General features: G+C 61.1%; 13 protein-coding genes. 6 read left to right on the top strand and 7 right to left on the bottom strand.

Annotated features, from left to right (window positions below):
- Positions 1-281 precede the first annotated feature (281 nt).
- The 6 genes from I8E17_RS22065 (at position 282) to ugpC (ending at position 7,398) form a co-directional block, all read left to right on the top strand.
- Positions 282-1,238 carry a LacI family DNA-binding transcriptional regulator gene (locus I8E17_RS22065; protein WP_245300467.1) on the top strand — a complete coding sequence of 319 codons (957 nt, stop codon included), beginning with the start codon at positions 282-284 and terminating at the stop codon, positions 1,236-1,238.
- A gap of 45 nt (positions 1,239-1,283) precedes the next feature.
- Positions 1,284-2,522 carry a sugar ABC transporter substrate-binding protein gene (locus I8E17_RS22060; RefSeq protein WP_069614555.1) on the top strand — a complete coding sequence of 413 codons (1,239 nt, stop codon included), beginning with the start codon at positions 1,284-1,286 and terminating at the stop codon, positions 2,520-2,522.
- Positions 2,523-2,589: 67 nt separating this feature from the next.
- On the top strand, positions 2,590-3,507 hold the full coding sequence (locus I8E17_RS22055) for a sugar ABC transporter permease (protein WP_069614556.1): 918 nt from the start codon (positions 2,590-2,592) through the stop codon (positions 3,505-3,507).
- Positions 3,504-4,367 (top strand): carbohydrate ABC transporter permease, encoded by an 864-nt coding sequence (locus I8E17_RS22050; RefSeq protein ID WP_069614557.1) that lies wholly within the window; start codon positions 3,504-3,506, stop codon positions 4,365-4,367. The genes I8E17_RS22055 and I8E17_RS22050 overlap by 4 nt, the downstream gene beginning before the upstream one ends.
- A gap of 24 nt (positions 4,368-4,391) precedes the next feature.
- Positions 4,392-6,323 carry a glycoside hydrolase family 127 protein gene (locus I8E17_RS22045; RefSeq protein WP_219511616.1) on the top strand — a complete coding sequence of 644 codons (1,932 nt, stop codon included), beginning with the start codon at positions 4,392-4,394 and terminating at the stop codon, positions 6,321-6,323.
- Position 6,324: 1 nt separating this feature from the next.
- Complete coding sequence (gene ugpC, locus I8E17_RS22040; protein ID WP_069614559.1) at positions 6,325-7,398, top strand: sn-glycerol-3-phosphate ABC transporter ATP-binding protein UgpC; 1,074 nt, start codon at positions 6,325-6,327, stop codon at positions 7,396-7,398.
- 77 nt (positions 7,399-7,475) lie between these two features.
- Here ugpC and I8E17_RS22035 read toward each other — a convergent pair whose 3' ends face one another.
- The 7 genes from I8E17_RS22035 to I8E17_RS22005 all read right to left on the bottom strand — a co-directional run bounded on the left by I8E17_RS22035 (position 7,476) and on the right by I8E17_RS22005 (position 16,662).
- Entirely contained in the window at positions 7,476-9,746 is a 2,271-nt protein-coding gene (locus I8E17_RS22035) for an FdhF/YdeP family oxidoreductase (protein WP_113366334.1), read from the bottom strand.
- A 158-nt stretch (positions 9,747-9,904) separates the two neighbouring features.
- The gene (locus I8E17_RS22030; RefSeq protein WP_069614560.1) at positions 9,905-10,855 is read right to left on the bottom strand and encodes a lytic transglycosylase domain-containing protein; all 951 of its coding nucleotides are present in this window, start codon (positions 10,853-10,855) and stop codon (positions 9,905-9,907) included.
- Positions 10,856-10,961: 106 nt separating this feature from the next.
- Positions 10,962-12,077 carry an anhydro-N-acetylmuramic acid kinase gene (locus tag I8E17_RS22025; RefSeq protein ID WP_069614561.1) on the bottom strand — a complete coding sequence of 372 codons (1,116 nt, stop codon included), beginning with the start codon at positions 12,075-12,077 and terminating at the stop codon, positions 10,962-10,964.
- A gap of 10 nt (positions 12,078-12,087) precedes the next feature.
- The gene (locus tag I8E17_RS22020; RefSeq protein WP_069614562.1) at positions 12,088-13,107 is read right to left on the bottom strand and encodes a serine hydrolase; all 1,020 of its coding nucleotides are present in this window, start codon (positions 13,105-13,107) and stop codon (positions 12,088-12,090) included.
- 20 nt (positions 13,108-13,127) lie between these two features.
- Positions 13,128-14,867, bottom strand: coding sequence for an ABC transporter ATP-binding protein (locus I8E17_RS22015; protein ID WP_069614563.1), 1,740 nt, complete (start codon positions 14,865-14,867; stop codon positions 13,128-13,130).
- A complete protein-coding gene (locus I8E17_RS22010) occupies positions 14,864-15,703 on the bottom strand; it encodes an ABC transporter permease (protein WP_069614564.1) in 840 nt (279 codons plus the stop codon). Before I8E17_RS22010 ends, I8E17_RS22015 begins: the two co-directional genes overlap by 4 nt.
- On the bottom strand, positions 15,703-16,662 hold the full coding sequence (locus I8E17_RS22005; RefSeq protein ID WP_069614565.1) for an ABC transporter permease: 960 nt from the start codon (positions 16,660-16,662) through the stop codon (positions 15,703-15,705). The genes I8E17_RS22010 and I8E17_RS22005 overlap by 1 nt, the downstream gene beginning before the upstream one ends.
- Positions 16,663-16,761: the final 99 nt, after the last annotated feature.

Genomic DNA, 16,761 nt, shown 5'->3' with positions numbered 1-16,761 from the left:
TCTAGAACTTAAACGGCGGCTGGGACCCGCAGGGTCTGAGCCGCCGCTTCGTTTTCATGGCGCACATTCTGCAGTGATCTGCAAATTCGCTAAGGCGCCGTCATCCAGCTTCCGCACCTCCTTCTCTTCCGTGCAGAAAATTTTGAGAAAAGCTTTTCTCATATTGACTTCCGTCCTGAGAAAAGCTTTTCTCATTAAAACTGACTGGGAGAAGACATCTGGAAAATCAGCGTGCGAAAAGCGGACGCGCAACGATTCACGACGTTGCGGCGGCTGCAGGCGTGAGCATTTCAACGGCATCCAAGGCCTTGAACAATACCGGCCGCATGGGCGACGAGACCCGCGAAAGGGTCAAGCGCGCTGCCGCCGACATCGGCTTCCGTCCGAATGCCTTGGCCAAGGGGTTGCTCAGCAATCGCACGTTCACGATCGGTCTTCTGACAAATGATACATACGGTCGCTTCACGCTGCCGGTCATGGCCGGCATCACGGAGGCACTCGTCGATCACGGCGTCTCGGTCTTTCTTTGTACGATCGAGGACGATCCGGCGCTTGGAAAGGTTCATGTGGACGCGATGTTGGACAAGCATGTGGATGGTATCATCGCCTCGGGAAAGCGGATCGACCGCCGCCTGCCGGTGGATCTGTCCAATCTGCCGGTTCCGGTCATCTATGCCTTCACCGAGGGAGCTCCGGGAAGCGTCACCTTCTGCGCCGATGACTATCAGGGGGCTGCCCTTGCTGTCGAATGGTTGCAGGGGCTCGGCCGACGCCGGATCGCCCATGTGACCGGTCCTGAAAGCTTCGTCTCGGTACGTGAGCGCGCCAGGGCCTATCGCGATCTCGCCGGAGACGGGCTGCCGGTCATGTACGGCACGTGGTCCGAGGCCTGGGGACACGACGCCGTCGCACAGCTCTGGAGCGCGGCCGGAGCAAAGCCGGATGCGATCTTCTGCGGCAACGACCAGATCGCGCGCGCGGTGGTCGATGCGCTTCGAGAGCGGGGCGTGCGAGTGCCGGAGGATGTCTCGGTGGTCGGTTTCGACAATTGGGAGATCGTCGCCGCCCAGACCCGGCCGCCGCTGACGACGGTCGATATGAATCTTAAAGCCCTTGGCCGTGAGGCCGGGCTGACGGTTCTCGCGCTTGCGGAAGGACGCAACGTCGAACCTGGCATCAGAACTTTGCCCTGCGAGCTTATCGTGCGGCAATCATGCGGGGCAAGCCCCGGTCGTTGATCAAAGGAAAAGGGGCTGATGGGAGTAGCCCCATGGGAGGAGAACATGATGAAGCGATTTCTGGCCGCAACCGGCCTTATATCCCTAATGCTTGCGTCCGCCGCATCCGCCGAAAATATCTCCATGTGGGTGCGAAGCGGTATCGGCGATTCCTTCAAGAAGGTCGTCGAGGCCTATAATGCCGGCCATGAGGACAAGGTCACGCTGACCGAAGTGCCTTTTGCCGAACTCGTGCAGAAATATGCGACCGCCATTGCCGGCGGCCAGGCGCCCGACGCCCTGTCGATGGACCTCATCTATACACCGGCCTTCGCTGCCGCCGGCCAGCTCGAGGATCTGACGGACTGGGCCAAGAGCCTGCCCTATTTCAATTCTCTGTCGCCATCGCATGTGAAGCTCGGCACCTATGACGGCCACGTCTATGGCCTGCCGCTCTCCGTCGAGACCTCGGTCTTTGCGTGGAACAAGGATCTCTACAAAAAGGCCGGCCTCGACCCTGAAAAGGCGCCGACCAGCTGGGACGAGATCACCAGCAATGCCGAAAAGATCCGCGCGCTCGGCGGTGATACCTACGGCTTCTACTTCTCCGGCGGCGGCTGCGGCGGGTGCATGATTTTCACCTTTACGCCGCTTGTCTGGGGTGCCGGCGCCGACATTCTCTCGGAAGACGGCAAGAAGGCGACGCTCGACACGCCGCAGATGCGCAAGGCGGTCGACATCTACCGCAATATGGTCAAGAAGGATCTGGTGCCGGCCGGTGCCGCAAGCGACACCGGCGCCAACTTCCTCAGCATAAGCAACGGCAAGATCGGCCAGCAGAGCATCGGCGCCTTTTCGATCGGTACGCTGATCACGCAATATCCCGATATCCACTTCGGCGTGACGCTGATCCCCGGCGTCGACGGCAAGCCGTCCTCTTTTGCCGGCGGCGATAATTTCGTCATCTCCAAGGGCACGAAGAAGCTCGATGCCGTGAAGAAATTTCTCGAATACACCTATTCGCTCGAGGGACAGAAGATCTTGGCGAAATACGGCAGCCTGCCGACACGCGGTGATATCGCCGACCAGGTGCTGCAGGGTCTCGATCCGCGAATGCAGGTTGGGCTGAAGGCGATCTCCGTCGCCAAGACGCCCTATACGCTGCAATTCAATGATCTGATCAACAGCGCCAACGGTCCCTGGGCGGGCTTCACCAACGCAGCCATCTTCGGAGGCGATGTGGATGGCGCATTCTCCAATGCCCAATCGGAAATGCAGTCGATCATCGACAACGCCCAGCAATAATCGACCCGTGAACGCCGGGGAGCTTCGACACTCCCCGGTCCCTCCATCGCAATATCGGGAGCATTCCATGGCTGGCCCTGGAGCTATCGCAACCGCGCGTCCGCGAAAGCGGCGAAGGCATGCCGGCTGGCACGGGTTTGCCTATATCGCCCCGGCCATGGCGCTCGTCATCGTCTTCTTCGTGCTGCCCGTGATCTTCACCGTATGGATGAGCTTTCACAACTGGCCATTGCTCGGCAATCCCCGCTGGATCGGCTTTGGCAATTACATCCGTATGTTTTCCGACATGCGCTTCATGGCAGCGCTGCGCTTCACCGCCTATTACACCGTCATCGTCACCATCGCGATCTTCGCAGTCGCTTTCCCGCTCGCCTTCTTCGTCGAAAAGCACCGGCCGTTCGTCGGCTTCTATCGGACGATCATCTTCCTTCCGGTCGTCGTGGGGCTTGCAACGGCTTCGCTGCTCTGGGTCTGGCTTGCCAATGTCGACGCCGGCTTTTTCGCGCCGGTCGCGCTGGCACTCGGTCTTGTCGACAAGAGACCGAACCTGCTTGCCGATTTCGACATGGCCTTCGCAACCATCATCGTCATGGTGGTCTGGAAAATCGCCGGCTTCACCATGATCATTCTGTTGACCGGCCTGCAGGCAATCCCCTCCGAGCTGACCGAGGCGGCCCGTATTGATGGCGCGAAGCGCTGGCAGCGCTTCCGGTATCTGACCCTGCCGCTGATGCGCCGCACGATAGCGCTCGCGCTGATCATATCCATCACCGGCTCGGTGCTTGCCTTCGACCAGTTCTACATCATGACATCAGGCGGCCCGCAGAACCGCATGATTTCTGTCGTCTACTATATCTTCAACCAGTCTTTCGTGTCCTTCAATCTCGGCTACGGCGCGGCGCTCTCGATCGCGCTTCTCGTCATCCTGGTGCTGATCAGCATCGTCCAGCTTTGGCTGCTGCGCGTCGGGGAGGACAAGCCATGACCACCGGTAAGGAACGCCGCGCAAGGCGCAAACTCTTGCATGGCATCGGCTATCACGGTATCGGCGTCGTCATTGTCATCTTCTTCTTCGCACCTTTTGCGATCGCGCTGCTGTCGTCATTCCGGCATGGAACCGAAGCCAGCCTTCCGCCCTTGCCGCCATGGCCGACGACCGGCTTCAGCTTCGACGCCTATCGCTCGCTCGATGGCTTCGGCGCCGGGGTTGTCCAGCATACGCTGAATTCGCTCTTCGTCTCGGTTGCAACGGTGCTTCTGACCGTCATCGTCAGCCTGCTCGCGGGTTACGGCTTCTCGCGCTATCATTTCCCCTTCAAGGGCGCGCTCTTCATCCTGATCATCGCGACGCTGATGATCCCTTTCCAGTCGATCCTGACGCCGCTCTTCATCATCCTGGCAAGGCTCGGCCTCAACAATTCCCTGATCGGGCTGACGCTCGTCTATGTGACGCTGCAGCTTCCCTTTTCGGTCTTCATGATGCGCAATGCCTTTGACGCCGTACCGAAGGAAATCGAGGAGGCGGCGCGCATCGATGGCGCGCGCGATCTGAAGCTTCTTTTCCGCGTTCTCTTTCCGCTGGTGCTGCCGGGTGTCGCAACCGTTGCGATCTTCGCCTTCCTTAACGCCTGGAACGAGTTCCTGGCCGCCCTGGTGCTCCTGTCGAGCAACGAGAAATTCACCCTGCCGGTGCTGATGATCGCCGTTCGGACCGGTCGCCTCGGCGCGGTCAACTGGGGCGCGGTCCAGGCCGGTATCGCCGTCATGACCATCCCCTGCGTCATCGTCTTTCTGCTTCTGCAACGCTACTACATGCGCGGGCTGATGGCCGGCGCGGTGAAATAAACCTTTCAACAACGGATCAAAGCCATGTCTGACAAAGAAAGCCGCCAGTTTCGCCCCCTCCCCGTTCCGAATGTCGAACTCGGAGGACTGTTCGGTGCTCGCCAGGATGCCATCTGCAATTCCACCGCAGCAACGCTGCTCGACCGCTGCGTCGAGGCTGGGATGATCAAGGCCATCGACGTCAGCCAGCCAAGCCCCGGTATCGTTATTCCCTTGCAGACCTGGTCGGGCTCGACGCAGATGTTCTGGGACAGCGATCTCGGCAAGTCGATCGAGACCATCGCCTATTCCCTCTATCGCCGTCCCAATGCCGAACTGGAAGCGCGCGCGGATGCCATCATCGACATGTATGAAAAGCTGCAGCAGGAGGACGGCTATCTGAACGCCTGGTTCCAGCGCGTCCAGCCGGGCCGCCGCTGGACCAATTTGCGCGATCATCACGAACTCTATTGCGCCGGCCATCTGATCGAGGCGGCCGTCGCTTATTACCAGGCGACAGGCAAGCGCAAGCTGCTCGATATCATGAGCCGCTTTGCCGATTACATGATTACCGTTTTCGGGCATGGCGAAGGCCAGCTGCGCGGCTATTGCGGCCATGAAGAGGTGGAGCTAGCGCTCGTCAAGCTCGGCCGCGTCACCGGCGAAAAGAAATATCTCGATCTCGCCAAATACTTCATCGACGAGCGTGGCCAGGAACCGCATTTCTTCACCGAGGAAGCGCTTCGCGACGGCCGCGACCCGAAGAATTTCGTGCAGAAGACCTACGAATACAGCCAGTCGCATCTGCCGGTGCGCCAACAGACGAAAGTCGTCGGCCATGCGGTGCGCGCCATGTACCTCTATTCCGGCATGGCCGATATCGCCACGGAATATAACGACGATACGCTGACCTCGGCCCTCGAGACGCTCTGGGACGACCTGACGACCAAGCAGATGTATGTGACCGGCGGCATCGGGCCTGCAGCCTCCAATGAGGGCTTCACCGACTATTACGATCTGCCGAACGAGAGCGCCTATGCCGAGACCTGCGCCTCCGTCGGTTTGGTCTTCTGGGCCAACCGCATGCTCGGCCGCGGACCGAACCGCCGCTATGCCGACATCATGGAAGTGGCGCTCTATAATGGTGCGATGGCCGGGCTATCACAGGACGGCAAGACCTTTTTCTACGAAAATCCGCTGGAGAGCGCCGGCAAGCATCACCGCTGGATCTGGCACCATTGCCCTTGCTGCCCGCCCAATATCGCGCGCCTGCTCGCCTCCGTCGGCTCCTACATGTATGCCGCCGCCGACAACGAGATCGCCGTTCATCTCTACGGCGAGAGCAGGGCCCGCGTCCCCCTCGCCGATGGCCTGACTGTGCAGCTTTCCCAGACGACGCGCTATCCATGGGACGGCGCAGTCCGCTTCGAGGTCAATCCCGATCGCAATGCCAAATTCGCACTATCGCTGCGCATCCCCGAATGGGCCGAGGGCGCGACGCTTGCTATCAATGGTGCATCGATCGATCTGGCAACGATCACCGTCGATGGCTATGCCCGTATCGAGCGCGAGTGGAAGGCGGGCGACAGCGTCGACCTCACCCTCCCGCTGATGCCGCGCACGCTGTTTGCCAATCCGAAAGTCCGCCAGGACGCCGGACGCGCGGCCCTGGTGCGGGGTCCGCTCGTCTATTGCGTCGAAACCACCGACAATGGTTACGATCTCAATGGCATCTCCTTTTCCAGCGATCCGGCCTCCGCCAAGACAACGGAAATAGCGGCACTAGAGGGCGCAGTCGCGCTCGATGTTTCGGTCATGCGCGATGAGGCAGACTGGGGCTCCGATCTCTATCGGACGACACCCCCGAAAAGGACCACCTCCACCGCGCGTTTCGTCCCCTACCATCTCTGGGATAATCGCGATCCCGGCGAGATGCTGGTCTGGATCCGCGCCGATCAGCTGCAGCGCGGAGCCTGATATGACGAAGAACGGCATGCGCCTGACTGGCGTCCGCAAGAGCTTCGGCGGGCTGGAGGTCATTCATGGCATCGATCTCGACATACCGGAAGGCGCTTTCGTCGTCTTCGTCGGCCCGTCCGGCTGTGGCAAGTCCACGCTGCTGCGCATGATTGCCGGGCTGGAGGAAGTGACCGACGGCGAGATCGCCATCAAGGGCCGGGATGTCACCGATCTCGATCCGTCCGAGCGCGGTATCGCCATGGTCTTCCAGTCCTATGCGCTCTATCCACATATGAGCGTTCGCGACAATCTCGGCTTCGGGCTGAAAATGGCGCGGACCGATGCATCCGAAATCGAAAGACGCGTGCGCTCCGCCGCCGCGATCCTCAAGATCGACCATCTATTGGACCGGCGGCCGGGACAGCTTTCCGGCGGCCAGCGCCAGCGTGTCGCCATCGGCCGGGCTATCGTTCGCGAACCGGATGTCTTTCTCTTCGACGAGCCGCTCTCCAACCTCGACGCGGAACTGCGCGTCTCCATGCGCATCGAAATTGCCCGGCTTCACCGGGAACTCGGCAACACCATGATCTATGTCACCCATGACCAGACCGAGGCCATGACGCTCGCCGACAAGATCGTCGTGCTGAGGGACGGCCGGATCGAGCAGGTGGGCAGTCCGCGCGAGGTCTATGAAGATCCGGCCAACCGTTTCGTGGCCGGCTTCATCGGCTCGCCAAGGATGAACATGATCGAAGCGACATGGTCCGATGACGGGATGGCAAAGGTCGGAAACGACAGCATCAAGGTCGATCTTTCACAGTCCAAGCCATCGGCGGGAGAAAAGATCCTTCTTGGCATGCGCCCCGAACATTTCGTCGTCGCGTCAAATGCCGACGATGCCGTGCGGGTGACGGTCGACGTCACCGAATATCTGGGCGGCACACGCTATCTCTACTGCCAGACAGAGGACGGCCAGGCGATCATCGCCGAATATCGCGACGGGCCGGAAATCGAGCGCGGCGACATGCTCCATCTGCATTGCCCGCCCGAACGCCGGCGCTATTTCGACAAGCAGGGTGGACGGCTGCGGTAGAATCTCGTCTATTTAATCCGCCAACTCATCGGGCTGCCATTGAGACAGCCGCTGATGGTTGAATGTCTGTGGGAGGTTCAAGCCGCCTTGCTGACCCGCACCGGAACGGACTTATACGACGGCGTGCCGCTTTCCTTGTCCTGGTAGTCGATCGGGATCAGGCAATTTGCCTCCGGGTAATAGGCAGCGACGGAGCCCTCGGAAATATCGTAGGAAATCGCCGTCAGCTTCAAGAGCCGTTTGCCGCCGGATGGCAATGCCGTCTCGATCTCGACGAGATCGCCGTGCTCCAGGCCATTTGCTTTCAGATCCTTGTCGTTCATGAACAGGATGTCGCGGCGCCCGAAGACGCCGCGATAGCGGTCGTCGAGACCATAGATCGTCGTATTGTACTGGTCGTGGCTGCGGATCGTAGCGAGCTTGAGGATAGTTCCATCCGAAAGCGAGATATCTTCGTTGAGACCGGAAAACAGCTTGAATTCCGCCTTGCCGGACGGCGTCTTCCAGACGCGCTCGGTTGGCCCGATCGGCAGGCGAAAGCCACCCGGCACGCGGATGCGCTCGTTATAGTCGGCGAAATCCGGATAGACGATTTCGATCTTGTCGCGGATCAGATCGTAGTCGGTGATGAGCTCCATCCAGGCGACCTTGCTGTTCGGCAGGGTCGCCTGCGCTATTCCCGCGACGATCGCAGGTTCCGAACGCAGCTGGTCGGAGGCCGGTTTCAGCCGTCCGCGCGACGCATGTACCATCGACATTGAATCTTCGATCGTCACCGATTGCGCGCCGGTTGCCTGAACGTCTTGCTCAGTGCGGCCCAGCACAGGGAACAGGAAGGATTCCTTGCCAATAAGCAGATTGGAGCAATTGAGCTTGGTATTCATATGAACGGCGAGATCGAGCTTGCGCATGGCCTGCGCGCAGAGTTCCGGATCGGGAAGCGCGATCGAGAAATTGCCGCCGAGGCAGATCAGCACCTTGGAGCGTCCCTCCGCCATAGCCTGCATGGCGGCGACGGCATCGTGACCATGATGAGCCGGCGCGGTGAAGCCAAAGGCGCGTTCGATGCCCTCGATCAATGCGGGCGTCGGCTTCTCGGTGATCCCGACGGTGCGATTGCCCTGCACGTTGGAATGGCCGCGCAGCGGGCAGATGCCGGCACCGGGCCTGCCGAAATTGCCCCGCAGCAGCAGAAGATTGGCGATCTGCTGCACATTCGCCGTCCCTTTGGCATGCTGGGTGATGCCCATGCCGTAGGCGACGATCGTGGCCTTCGACTTGGCATAGATCTCCGCCACCCGCTCCAGATCGGCGCGGGCAAGACCGGCGACCCGCTCGATATCGGTCCACTCCGTCTGGTTGATATCGGCAACAAGGGCTTCGAAGCCGGTGGTGTGTTCGGCAATGAAGGCGTGATCGAGAACGTCAGGAGAGGTTTCGGCCAGCGCCAGAACCGCTTTCATGATTCCCTTGAGCGCGGCCGCGTCGCCGCCGATCTTCACCTGGTAATAGGACGAGGCGATGCGGGTCGAGCTGAAGGTTCCCATCTCGATCGGATCCTGCGGGTCGGCAAAGCGCTCCAGCGCCCGCTCCTTCAGCGGGTTGAACACGATGATCGGCACGCCACGGCGCGAACATTCGTGCAGCGTGCCCATCATGCGCGGATGATTTGTGCCGGGATTGTGCCCCATGGAGATGATCAGATCGCATTCGTCGAAGTCATCGAGCGAGACGGTGCCCTTACCGATGCCGATCGATTGCGGCAGGCCGACGCTGGTCGCCTCATGGCACATGTTCGAGCAATCGGGGAAATTGTTGGTGCCATATTCACGGGCAAAGATCTGGAAGAGGAAGGCCGCTTCGTTGGAGGCACGGCCAGATGTGTAGAACTCGACCATATCCGGATCGGGCTGGCTTCGCATGACCTCGCCGATGCGGGCAAAGGCGTCTTCCCAGGCAATCGGCCGGTAGGTATCGGATGCGTGGTCGTAGACCATCGGATGCGTGAGACGGCCGGCATTTTCCAGCTCGTAGTCGCTCCAGGTCAGCAGCTCGCTGACCGTATGTTCGGCGAAGAATTCCGGCGTCACGCGCTTGTTCGTCGCTTCCCAGGTGACGGCCTTGGCGCCGTTTTCACAGAACTGGAAGGTGGAGGTGTGTTCCTTGTCGGGCCATGCGCAACCCGGGCAATCGAAGCCCGTAGGCTTGTTGGTGCGCAGCAGTAGGCCGGGCGCTTCCGTAACATCCATTTGGTCGCGAACCGCCTTGGCGGTTGCCTTCAGGGCTCCCCAACCGCCAGCTGGGCTATTATAGGGACGGATACCGGGGACTTCACGCTTCTGCGCCATCATACGCTCCTTTGGCTACCCAAACGGCTTCCTCCCAAATGCCGATCTCTAACGAATAAGCGGGCGGCAGGAGAGAGTAAAGCGCTACCAATAGGCACTTGACAAAACAATCGATACGCGCCGGCCGCAAATGACGCAGGTATTGACGCGCCTCAAACTCAGTTCTTAAAAACCAGGCAACTGCCGCCCTGCTGCCGGACCTGCGTGCAAACGGCATCCGCTTCCTCCCGCGTTTGCCGCGGAATGCGCGCCGCATAACGGACCCGGCGACCGAAGTCGGCATTGCGCTGCCGCACGATCAACGGCTTCTCCAAATTCAGCGGTGACGGTAGCTTCCGGATATTTGCGGTAAACAGACGGCGAGCGGCATCCAGCTGAAAATGCTCGGCCAATTGCGCACCCCAGGGCGCCCACGGCCGCTCCTGCTCCAAGGGAATGGGTTTCAGGCGCCGGCTCTGAGCAAGGGCGACGCAGGAATCGACAAACGGCTTGCTCTTATCCAGCACGGGGGCTGCTATATCGGGCGGATCATCGCGCCATTCTTCGACACTGTGGGCGGTGATCGCGCTCACATAGTTGCGCGTCTCATAGGGAAGCCCGCCCGAATTCAGGAAATTGGCAAGGCCTGCCTCGCCGGCATTATAAGCAGCCGCCGCAAGCCCGAGATTGCCGAAGCGGTCCCGCAATTCATCGAGATAGGTTGCAGCCTTGCCGAGCGCTTCGAGCGCATCGTAGCTGTCGCGCACGCCGCGCAGCTTCGCCGTTCCCGGCATGAACTGCGCGATACCGCGCGCGCCTTTGGGACTGACGGCATCCGAGCGAAACAGGCTTTCGCGCCAGACGAGCCGTGCGAGATAATCCGGCGGCAGATGGTTGGCGTGAGCGAAATACTCTATGGCCGTGCACAGATCACGATTGTAGCTGTCCTTGTGCAGGCACAGCGTTTGGCCCGTCTCCGTCGTCAGCGGGCCCGAAATGCAGTCAGGTGGTGCGACAGTCCATTCCGGTTGAGCTCTCGCGGGTCTGAAAGCAAAACCGTTAATGGAAAATGCGATCGCAAAAGCGACGATGATGCCGAAGAAGCCTGCCCGGTAATGCCTGCCTGCCATTTACGCGATATCCGTCCGAGACCAACCGATCGCAAATTCGCGGCCTCTTCATATCATCGATGGACGGAAGCGAAAACCTCTCGCGCGACAGCCAACGCGCAGGCTGTTACTCCGCAAGGCGTCCGCCGCGCATCGGCGCCGGCACGCCCGTCGTGCCGGGAAAGCTGATCGGCAGGCCACGCAGAACGCGTACGGCGAGAAAGGCAAAGCATTCGGCCTCGACAGCATCGCCGCGCCAGCCGAGATCCTCGGCAAAGATCGGCTCGACACCGGCCCGGCTTTTCAGCATCGACATGATCGTCGGATTGTGCCGGCCGCCGCCGCTGACGACGACCTTGGTGGGCCTGCGCGGCAGCAGGTCCAGCGCCTTGCCGACGGCGCTTGCCGTGAAGGCCGAAAGCGTGGCGGCGCCATCTTCCGGGCTGAGGCCATCCGCCATGGCGGCGCCGAAGTCGAAACGATCCAGCGATTTCGGATAGGGTGCAGTCATATAGGGGTGCTGCAACAGCCGCTCGAGCCGTGCCTCATCGACCTTGCCGGCAGCTCCAAGCGCGCCGTCGCGGTCCATTTCGCCGAGCCCGCGGGACTTGATGAAATCATTGAGCGGCGCATTGGCAGGACCGGTATCGAAGGCAACGAAATTGCCCTCTCCATCCCACCAGGTGACATTGGCAACGCCGCCGAGATTGAGAATAGCCGCCTCTCCCGCTGCACCCGCCCCACGCAGCAGCGCGGTATGGTAGGCAGCAGCAAGCGGCGCGCCCTGCCCGCCGGCGCGCATGTCGGCCGAGCGGAAATCATAGGCGATCTTGGTGCCGAGAATGGAGCGCATCAGCTCGCCATCACCCAGCTGGCGCGTCTGTCCCAGCCGGTCTTTCTGCGGCGCGCGATGCAAGACGGTCTGGCCATGGAAGCCGACGACGCCGATATCGGCCATCGTCATGCCGTTGCTTTCCACGAGTTCCCTCACCGCCTCCGACTGGGCTCGCGTCAAGGCTTCCTCGGCCGCCTTGAAGATCGCCGGTTCAGGTCCTTCGAAATTCCATGCGCGCGCCTGCCGCAGCGTCTCTTCCAGCAGTTCCCGAATCCAGCTGGGATAGGGAGCCAGAACATAGGGGCCGAACTCCTCGACGCGCTCACCGTCCGTCTTCAGCATGGCGACATCGATATTGCCGTCGAGGACGGTTCCGGTCATCAGGCCGACTGCCCAGATTGGTTCCATAGTGAAGCTCCTATGCTGCGTTGACGAGATCGCTGACGGCCTGACGAAGCGTCAGTATGCCGCTGTCGAAGTGGCGCGTCGGATGGATGCGGTTGGTAAGGAGGGTCCAGGCTCGACCCTTGTCGAAGTCGACCCAGAGGGCTACGCCGGTAAACCCCGTATGGCCGATCGTCCCGGGCGAGCAGAGAGCACCGCCATGCCATCCGTCATGGGGCCGTTCCCAGCCATGGGTCCGCGTTGCCGAAAGCGGTGTTCGCATCAGGGTGATCGAACGGGCCGGTGCGCCGCTGCCGTCAAGCAAGCCCCTGGCAAAATCCAGGATGGCGTCCGCCGTTCCGAACAAGCCGGCATGACCGGCGCCCTGCAATGCCGAACAATTGTCGTCATGGACCTCGCCCGACAGAACGCGGTGACGCCAGGTGCAGTCTTCCGTCGCAGCAGCCAATTCCGGCAACGCGGAGAAGGCAAATCCCGGCCCCGGATCCATGGCGCGGATCGTCTTCCCATTCAGCCGCTCCAGCGCGAGGCCAAGCAGAATGAAGTTGATGTCGGAATAGACAGGCGGCCCAGCGCGCCATTCGCGCTGCAGGATGAAGGCGCGCAGAAGCTCTGGGTCGCGGCCATAGGTGTAGATAGGCTCGACCGCCGGAAACGGCGTCTGATGGCCGAGGCATTGGCGGAACGTCACCTTTCGCTCCCAGGCCTCGGCACTATATTGGCGCAGATCGGGCAGGAGTTCGATCAAGGGAGCATCGAGGTCGATCGTGCCGGCCTCGGCCAGGGCCAGAATGCGCGGTGTAGTGAAGATGACCTTGGTGAGCGACGCAAGGTCGAACCAGGTATTTGGAAGCATCGGCCTGACATCGGGCACCTTCTGTGCCGAACCGACGGCGCGGACCTGCCTGATGCCGTCGAGATCGACCATGCCAAGCACACCGCCGGGGATGCGCGCCGCCGCAACCCACTGCTCGATCGGCGCGAAGGCCCGATCGAAACGCTCCTGAAACTGCATGCTCCCCCCTGCTGCCATCTCGCCTCTCCCCAGCCCGCTCAGGCTTCTGCCAGCGCGATGTGATCCGGCGCAAAGCGGCGCCACTCGGGAACGGCCGGTTCGAAGCCCAAGGGGCGCACCAGGGACGGAACCTGGCGGGTGTCGAGCGTGAAGTTTTCCCTGCGCCGCGCTACCGTCGGAACCGCCGCGATCAACCGCCTGGTATAGGAATGCTTGGGTTCCGACAAGACCGAGGCGGCATCGCCGATCTCGACGATTTGCCCGGCATAGATCACTGCGATGCGATGGGCGATGCGCTCCACGACAGCCATGTCGTGCGAGATGAACAGATAGGCGAGCCCGTATTCGCGCTGAAGTTCGATCAGCAATTCGAGAACCTGCGCCTGAACGGAAACGTCAAGCGCCGAAACTGCTTCGTCAAGCACCAGCACGGATGGATTGAGCATCAGGGCACGCGCGATGCAAAGCCGCTGACGCTGGCCGCCGGAAAATTCGTGCGGATAGCGCTCCAGGGCATTTTCCGGCAAGCCCACGCGCTTGAGCAGCATGACCATACGCTCGCGGGTTCCGGCAGAAACCCGCGCGCCCGCGGCGATCACCGGTTCGGCAAGAATGCTATCGATGCGCAGTCTCGGATTGAGCGAAGCGTATGGGTTCTGGAAAACCATTTGCACCGCGCTGGTGCGATCCGTCGCCTTGCCGCTATTCGTCGCAAAGGTGCCACGGGTCGATTTCACCAATCCGAGGATGGCGCGGGCTGTGGTGGATTTACCCGATCCGCTCTCGCCGACGATTGCCAGCGTCTCGCCCGGCATCAGGTCAAAACCAACGCCTTCGACGGCGTGAACGGCGCCGCTCGACCGCCGAAGGAGGCCGCCCTTGACCGGAAAACGGACGGTCAGCCCCTCTACCTCCAGTGCGGGCTTGGACGCAGCCGCGTCACGATGGAAATCGTTTCGCGCGGCCTGTCCGGAGGCGAAATGCGGGACGGAATGTAGCAGATGCCGGGTATAGGGATGTTCGGGATGATCGAGGATCTGATTAAGCTCGCCCTGCTCAACCGCCTGGCCCGCCTGCATCGCCATCACCTTGTCGGCAATGCCGGCAACGAGGCCGATATCATGCGTGATGAAGATCATAGACATGCCGGTTTCGCGCTTCAATTCGGCAAGGAGCGCCATGATCTGCGCCTGCACGGTGACATCGAGCGCCGTCGTCGGCTCATCGGCAATCAGAAGACGTGGATTGCAGGCAAGCGCTGTAGCGATCATCACGCGCTGCAGCATGCCTCCGGAAAGCTGGTTCGGGCAATAGGTCAAGCGCCGCGCGGCATCGGGAATGCGCACGCGATCCAGGGCGTCCTTGGCCGCCGCTTTCGCCTGCCTGCCGGTCAGACCGCGATGCAGCCGGAAGGATTCCTCGATCTGCGTACCTATGGTCAGGACGGGGTTGAGGGAGGTCATCGGCTCCTGGAAGATCATGCCGATTTCGGCACCACGGATCTTCGTCAGTTCCGCTTCGCTCGCCTTGGTGAGATCGAGAATGCTGTTGTCGGCACGCTTGAGCCGAATCGAGCCGCCGGTGATGCGGCCACCGCCGAAATCGACGAGACGATTGATCGAAAGTGCGGTGACCGACTTGCCGGAGCCGCTTTCGCCGACGATTGCCAGCGTCTCGCCGGCATCAAGATCGAAGCTGACGCCGCGAACGATGGGCTTGGTCTCCGGGTTGCGTCCGAAGCCGACGCTGAGATCAGAGACGGAAAGAAGCGGTGTCATACCGTCGCCCTCCGCATCTTCGGATCAAGGATATCGCGCAGGGCATCGCCAAGGAGATTGAAGCCGAGGATGGAGATCATGATGGTCACGCCGGGGAAGATCAGCAGCCAGGGTGCCGTTTCCATAAGATTGCGACCGTCGCTCAGCATCAGCCCAAGCGAGGAGGCTGGCGGCTGCGTACCCAAGCCGAGGAAACTGAGACCCGCTTCTGTCAGCAGCGACCAGGCGAGCGCCAGCGTCACCTGCACGGTCAAGGGTGCGACGAGATTGAGCAGAAGATGCCGCGTTAGGATGTAAGAACGGCTGCTGCCGAAGGTGCGGGCGGCATCGACGAAATCGCGTCCTTTCAAGGAAAGAGCCGGGCCGCGCACGACGCGGGTGAAGATCGGCGTGTAGACGATCGCGATTGCGGCAACGCTGGTCCAGGTACCGGGGCCAACGATGGCGATGATGAGCAACGCTAGCAGGATCGCAGGGAAAGCGAGAAGCACATCCATGGTACGCATGATGACGCCATCCCAGCGTTTGCCCGACCAGGCGGCGGTCAAGCCAAGCGCGGCGCCGATCAGGGTAGCAACGGCGACGGAAAAGAAGGCGACTGTGAAGGATTCGCCGACGCCGTGCATCAGGCGGCTCGCGACATCGCGGCCGAAGAGGTCCGTGCCCATCCAATAGGTGAGGCTCGGGGCGTGCAGGCGGTCGATCCTGTTCTGCGTCAGAGGATCGTGCGGTGTGACACCGAGCGTGCCGAGAATGGCAAGCAGGATATAGATGAGGACGATGATACCGCCGATCCGGCCGCTCATATGTCCGAAGACGGCTTTGACGATACGCATCAGCCCTCTCCCAACCGAACGCGCGGATCGAGCGCGACATAGGCGAGATCGACAAGCAGATTGACGATCATGAAGTTGAAGGCAATGAACAGTACGCTTCCCTGCACCAGCGCATAATCGCGCTGCAGAATGGCATCGAGTACCATGCGCCCCAGCCCGGGCAGGGCATAGATCTGCTCGACCAGGACAGCACCGCCGAGCAGATAGCCAAACTCCACGCCGCTCAGGGTCACCACCGGGATCAATGCATTCGGCAAAGCATGCCGCCAGATGACGCCGCGCGCCGGCACGCCACGGCTGCGGGCGGTGCGGACATAATCGTCGCTCAGGACATCGAGCATCGCCGAGCGCACCACGCGCGTCACCGATGCGGCGAAAGCAAATCCGAGCGTCAGCGCGGGCAGGATCATCTGGCCGAGGTTTTCGAGCGGGTTCTCCCAAAGAGGTGTGAAGGCGCCCATGGTCGGCAACACGCCAAATCCCGCCGACAAGGCATAGATCAGCAGAAGCCCGAGAACGAAGTTCGGCGTGGACTGCCCGATCATGGCGACGATGCGCACGGCAAGATCGGACAGCTTTTCATTGCGCGTGGCGGCAAAGACGCCTGCCGGCAGGCCGATGGCAAGCGCGATCACCATGGAGAGCAGCGCAAGCTCGAGCGTCAGCGGAAAGCGTTCCAGGATGATGTCGAGCACCGGCTTGCCATAGGTGACGGAAATGCCGAGATTGCCCTGGAATACACCGAGCAGCCAATGCCAGTATTGAATTGGCCAGGACTGGTCGATGCCGAAATAGGCGGCAAGAGCCTCTCGCTGCTCCGGCGTCAGCAGACCCGCATTGGTTCCGAGCATCGCCGTAATCGCATCGCCCGGTACCAGCCGGATGGCGACAAAGACGAAGATGGATACGCCCAGCATGATCAGCGGGAATGTCATCAACCGGCGCGTCAGATACGACATTATAATTCCTCTAGAACAATTTCAGCTGAACCAAGACGTGAATTTACGGCTGAAATTGCGTAAAAACAAAGAGATAGAGCACTTCCATGACGCCGTTTG

Origin of the sequence: Rhizobium sp. AB2/73, assembly GCF_020871915.1 — a bacterium.
Lineage (GTDB): Bacteria > Pseudomonadota > Alphaproteobacteria > Rhizobiales > Rhizobiaceae > Rhizobium > Rhizobium dioscoreae.
This window is presented reverse-complemented; position numbering and strand designations above follow the sequence as displayed.

What these genes read in the sequence shown, in the direction of transcription:
- I8E17_RS22060 (WP_069614555.1), top strand. Translation starts at nt 1,284, where the DNA reads ATGATGAAGCGATTTCTGGCCGCAACCGGCCTTATATCCCTAATGCTT.
- I8E17_RS22055 (WP_069614556.1), top strand. Translation starts at nt 2,590, where the DNA reads ATGGCTGGCCCTGGAGCTATCGCAACCGCGCGTCCGCGAAAGCGGCGA.
- I8E17_RS22050 (WP_069614557.1), top strand. Translation starts at nt 3,504, where the DNA reads ATGACCACCGGTAAGGAACGCCGCGCAAGGCGCAAACTCTTGCATGGC.
- I8E17_RS22045 (WP_219511616.1), top strand. Translation starts at nt 4,392, where the DNA reads ATGTCTGACAAAGAAAGCCGCCAGTTTCGCCCCCTCCCCGTTCCGAAT.
- ugpC (WP_069614559.1), top strand. Translation starts at nt 6,325, where the DNA reads ATGACGAAGAACGGCATGCGCCTGACTGGCGTCCGCAAGAGCTTCGGC.
- I8E17_RS22035 (WP_113366334.1), bottom strand. Translation starts at nt 9,746, where the DNA reads ATGGCGCAGAAGCGTGAAGTCCCCGGTATCCGTCCCTATAATAGCCCA.
- I8E17_RS22030 (WP_069614560.1), bottom strand. Translation starts at nt 10,855, where the DNA reads ATGGCAGGCAGGCATTACCGGGCAGGCTTCTTCGGCATCATCGTCGCT.
- I8E17_RS22025 (WP_069614561.1), bottom strand. Translation starts at nt 12,077, where the DNA reads ATGGAACCAATCTGGGCAGTCGGCCTGATGACCGGAACCGTCCTCGAC.
- I8E17_RS22020 (WP_069614562.1), bottom strand. Translation starts at nt 13,107, where the DNA reads ATGGCAGCAGGGGGGAGCATGCAGTTTCAGGAGCGTTTCGATCGGGCC.
- I8E17_RS22015 (WP_069614563.1), bottom strand. Translation starts at nt 14,867, where the DNA reads ATGACACCGCTTCTTTCCGTCTCTGATCTCAGCGTCGGCTTCGGACGC.
- I8E17_RS22010 (WP_069614564.1), bottom strand. Translation starts at nt 15,703, where the DNA reads ATGCGTATCGTCAAAGCCGTCTTCGGACATATGAGCGGCCGGATCGGC.
- I8E17_RS22005 (WP_069614565.1), bottom strand. Translation starts at nt 16,662, where the DNA reads ATGTCGTATCTGACGCGCCGGTTGATGACATTCCCGCTGATCATGCTG.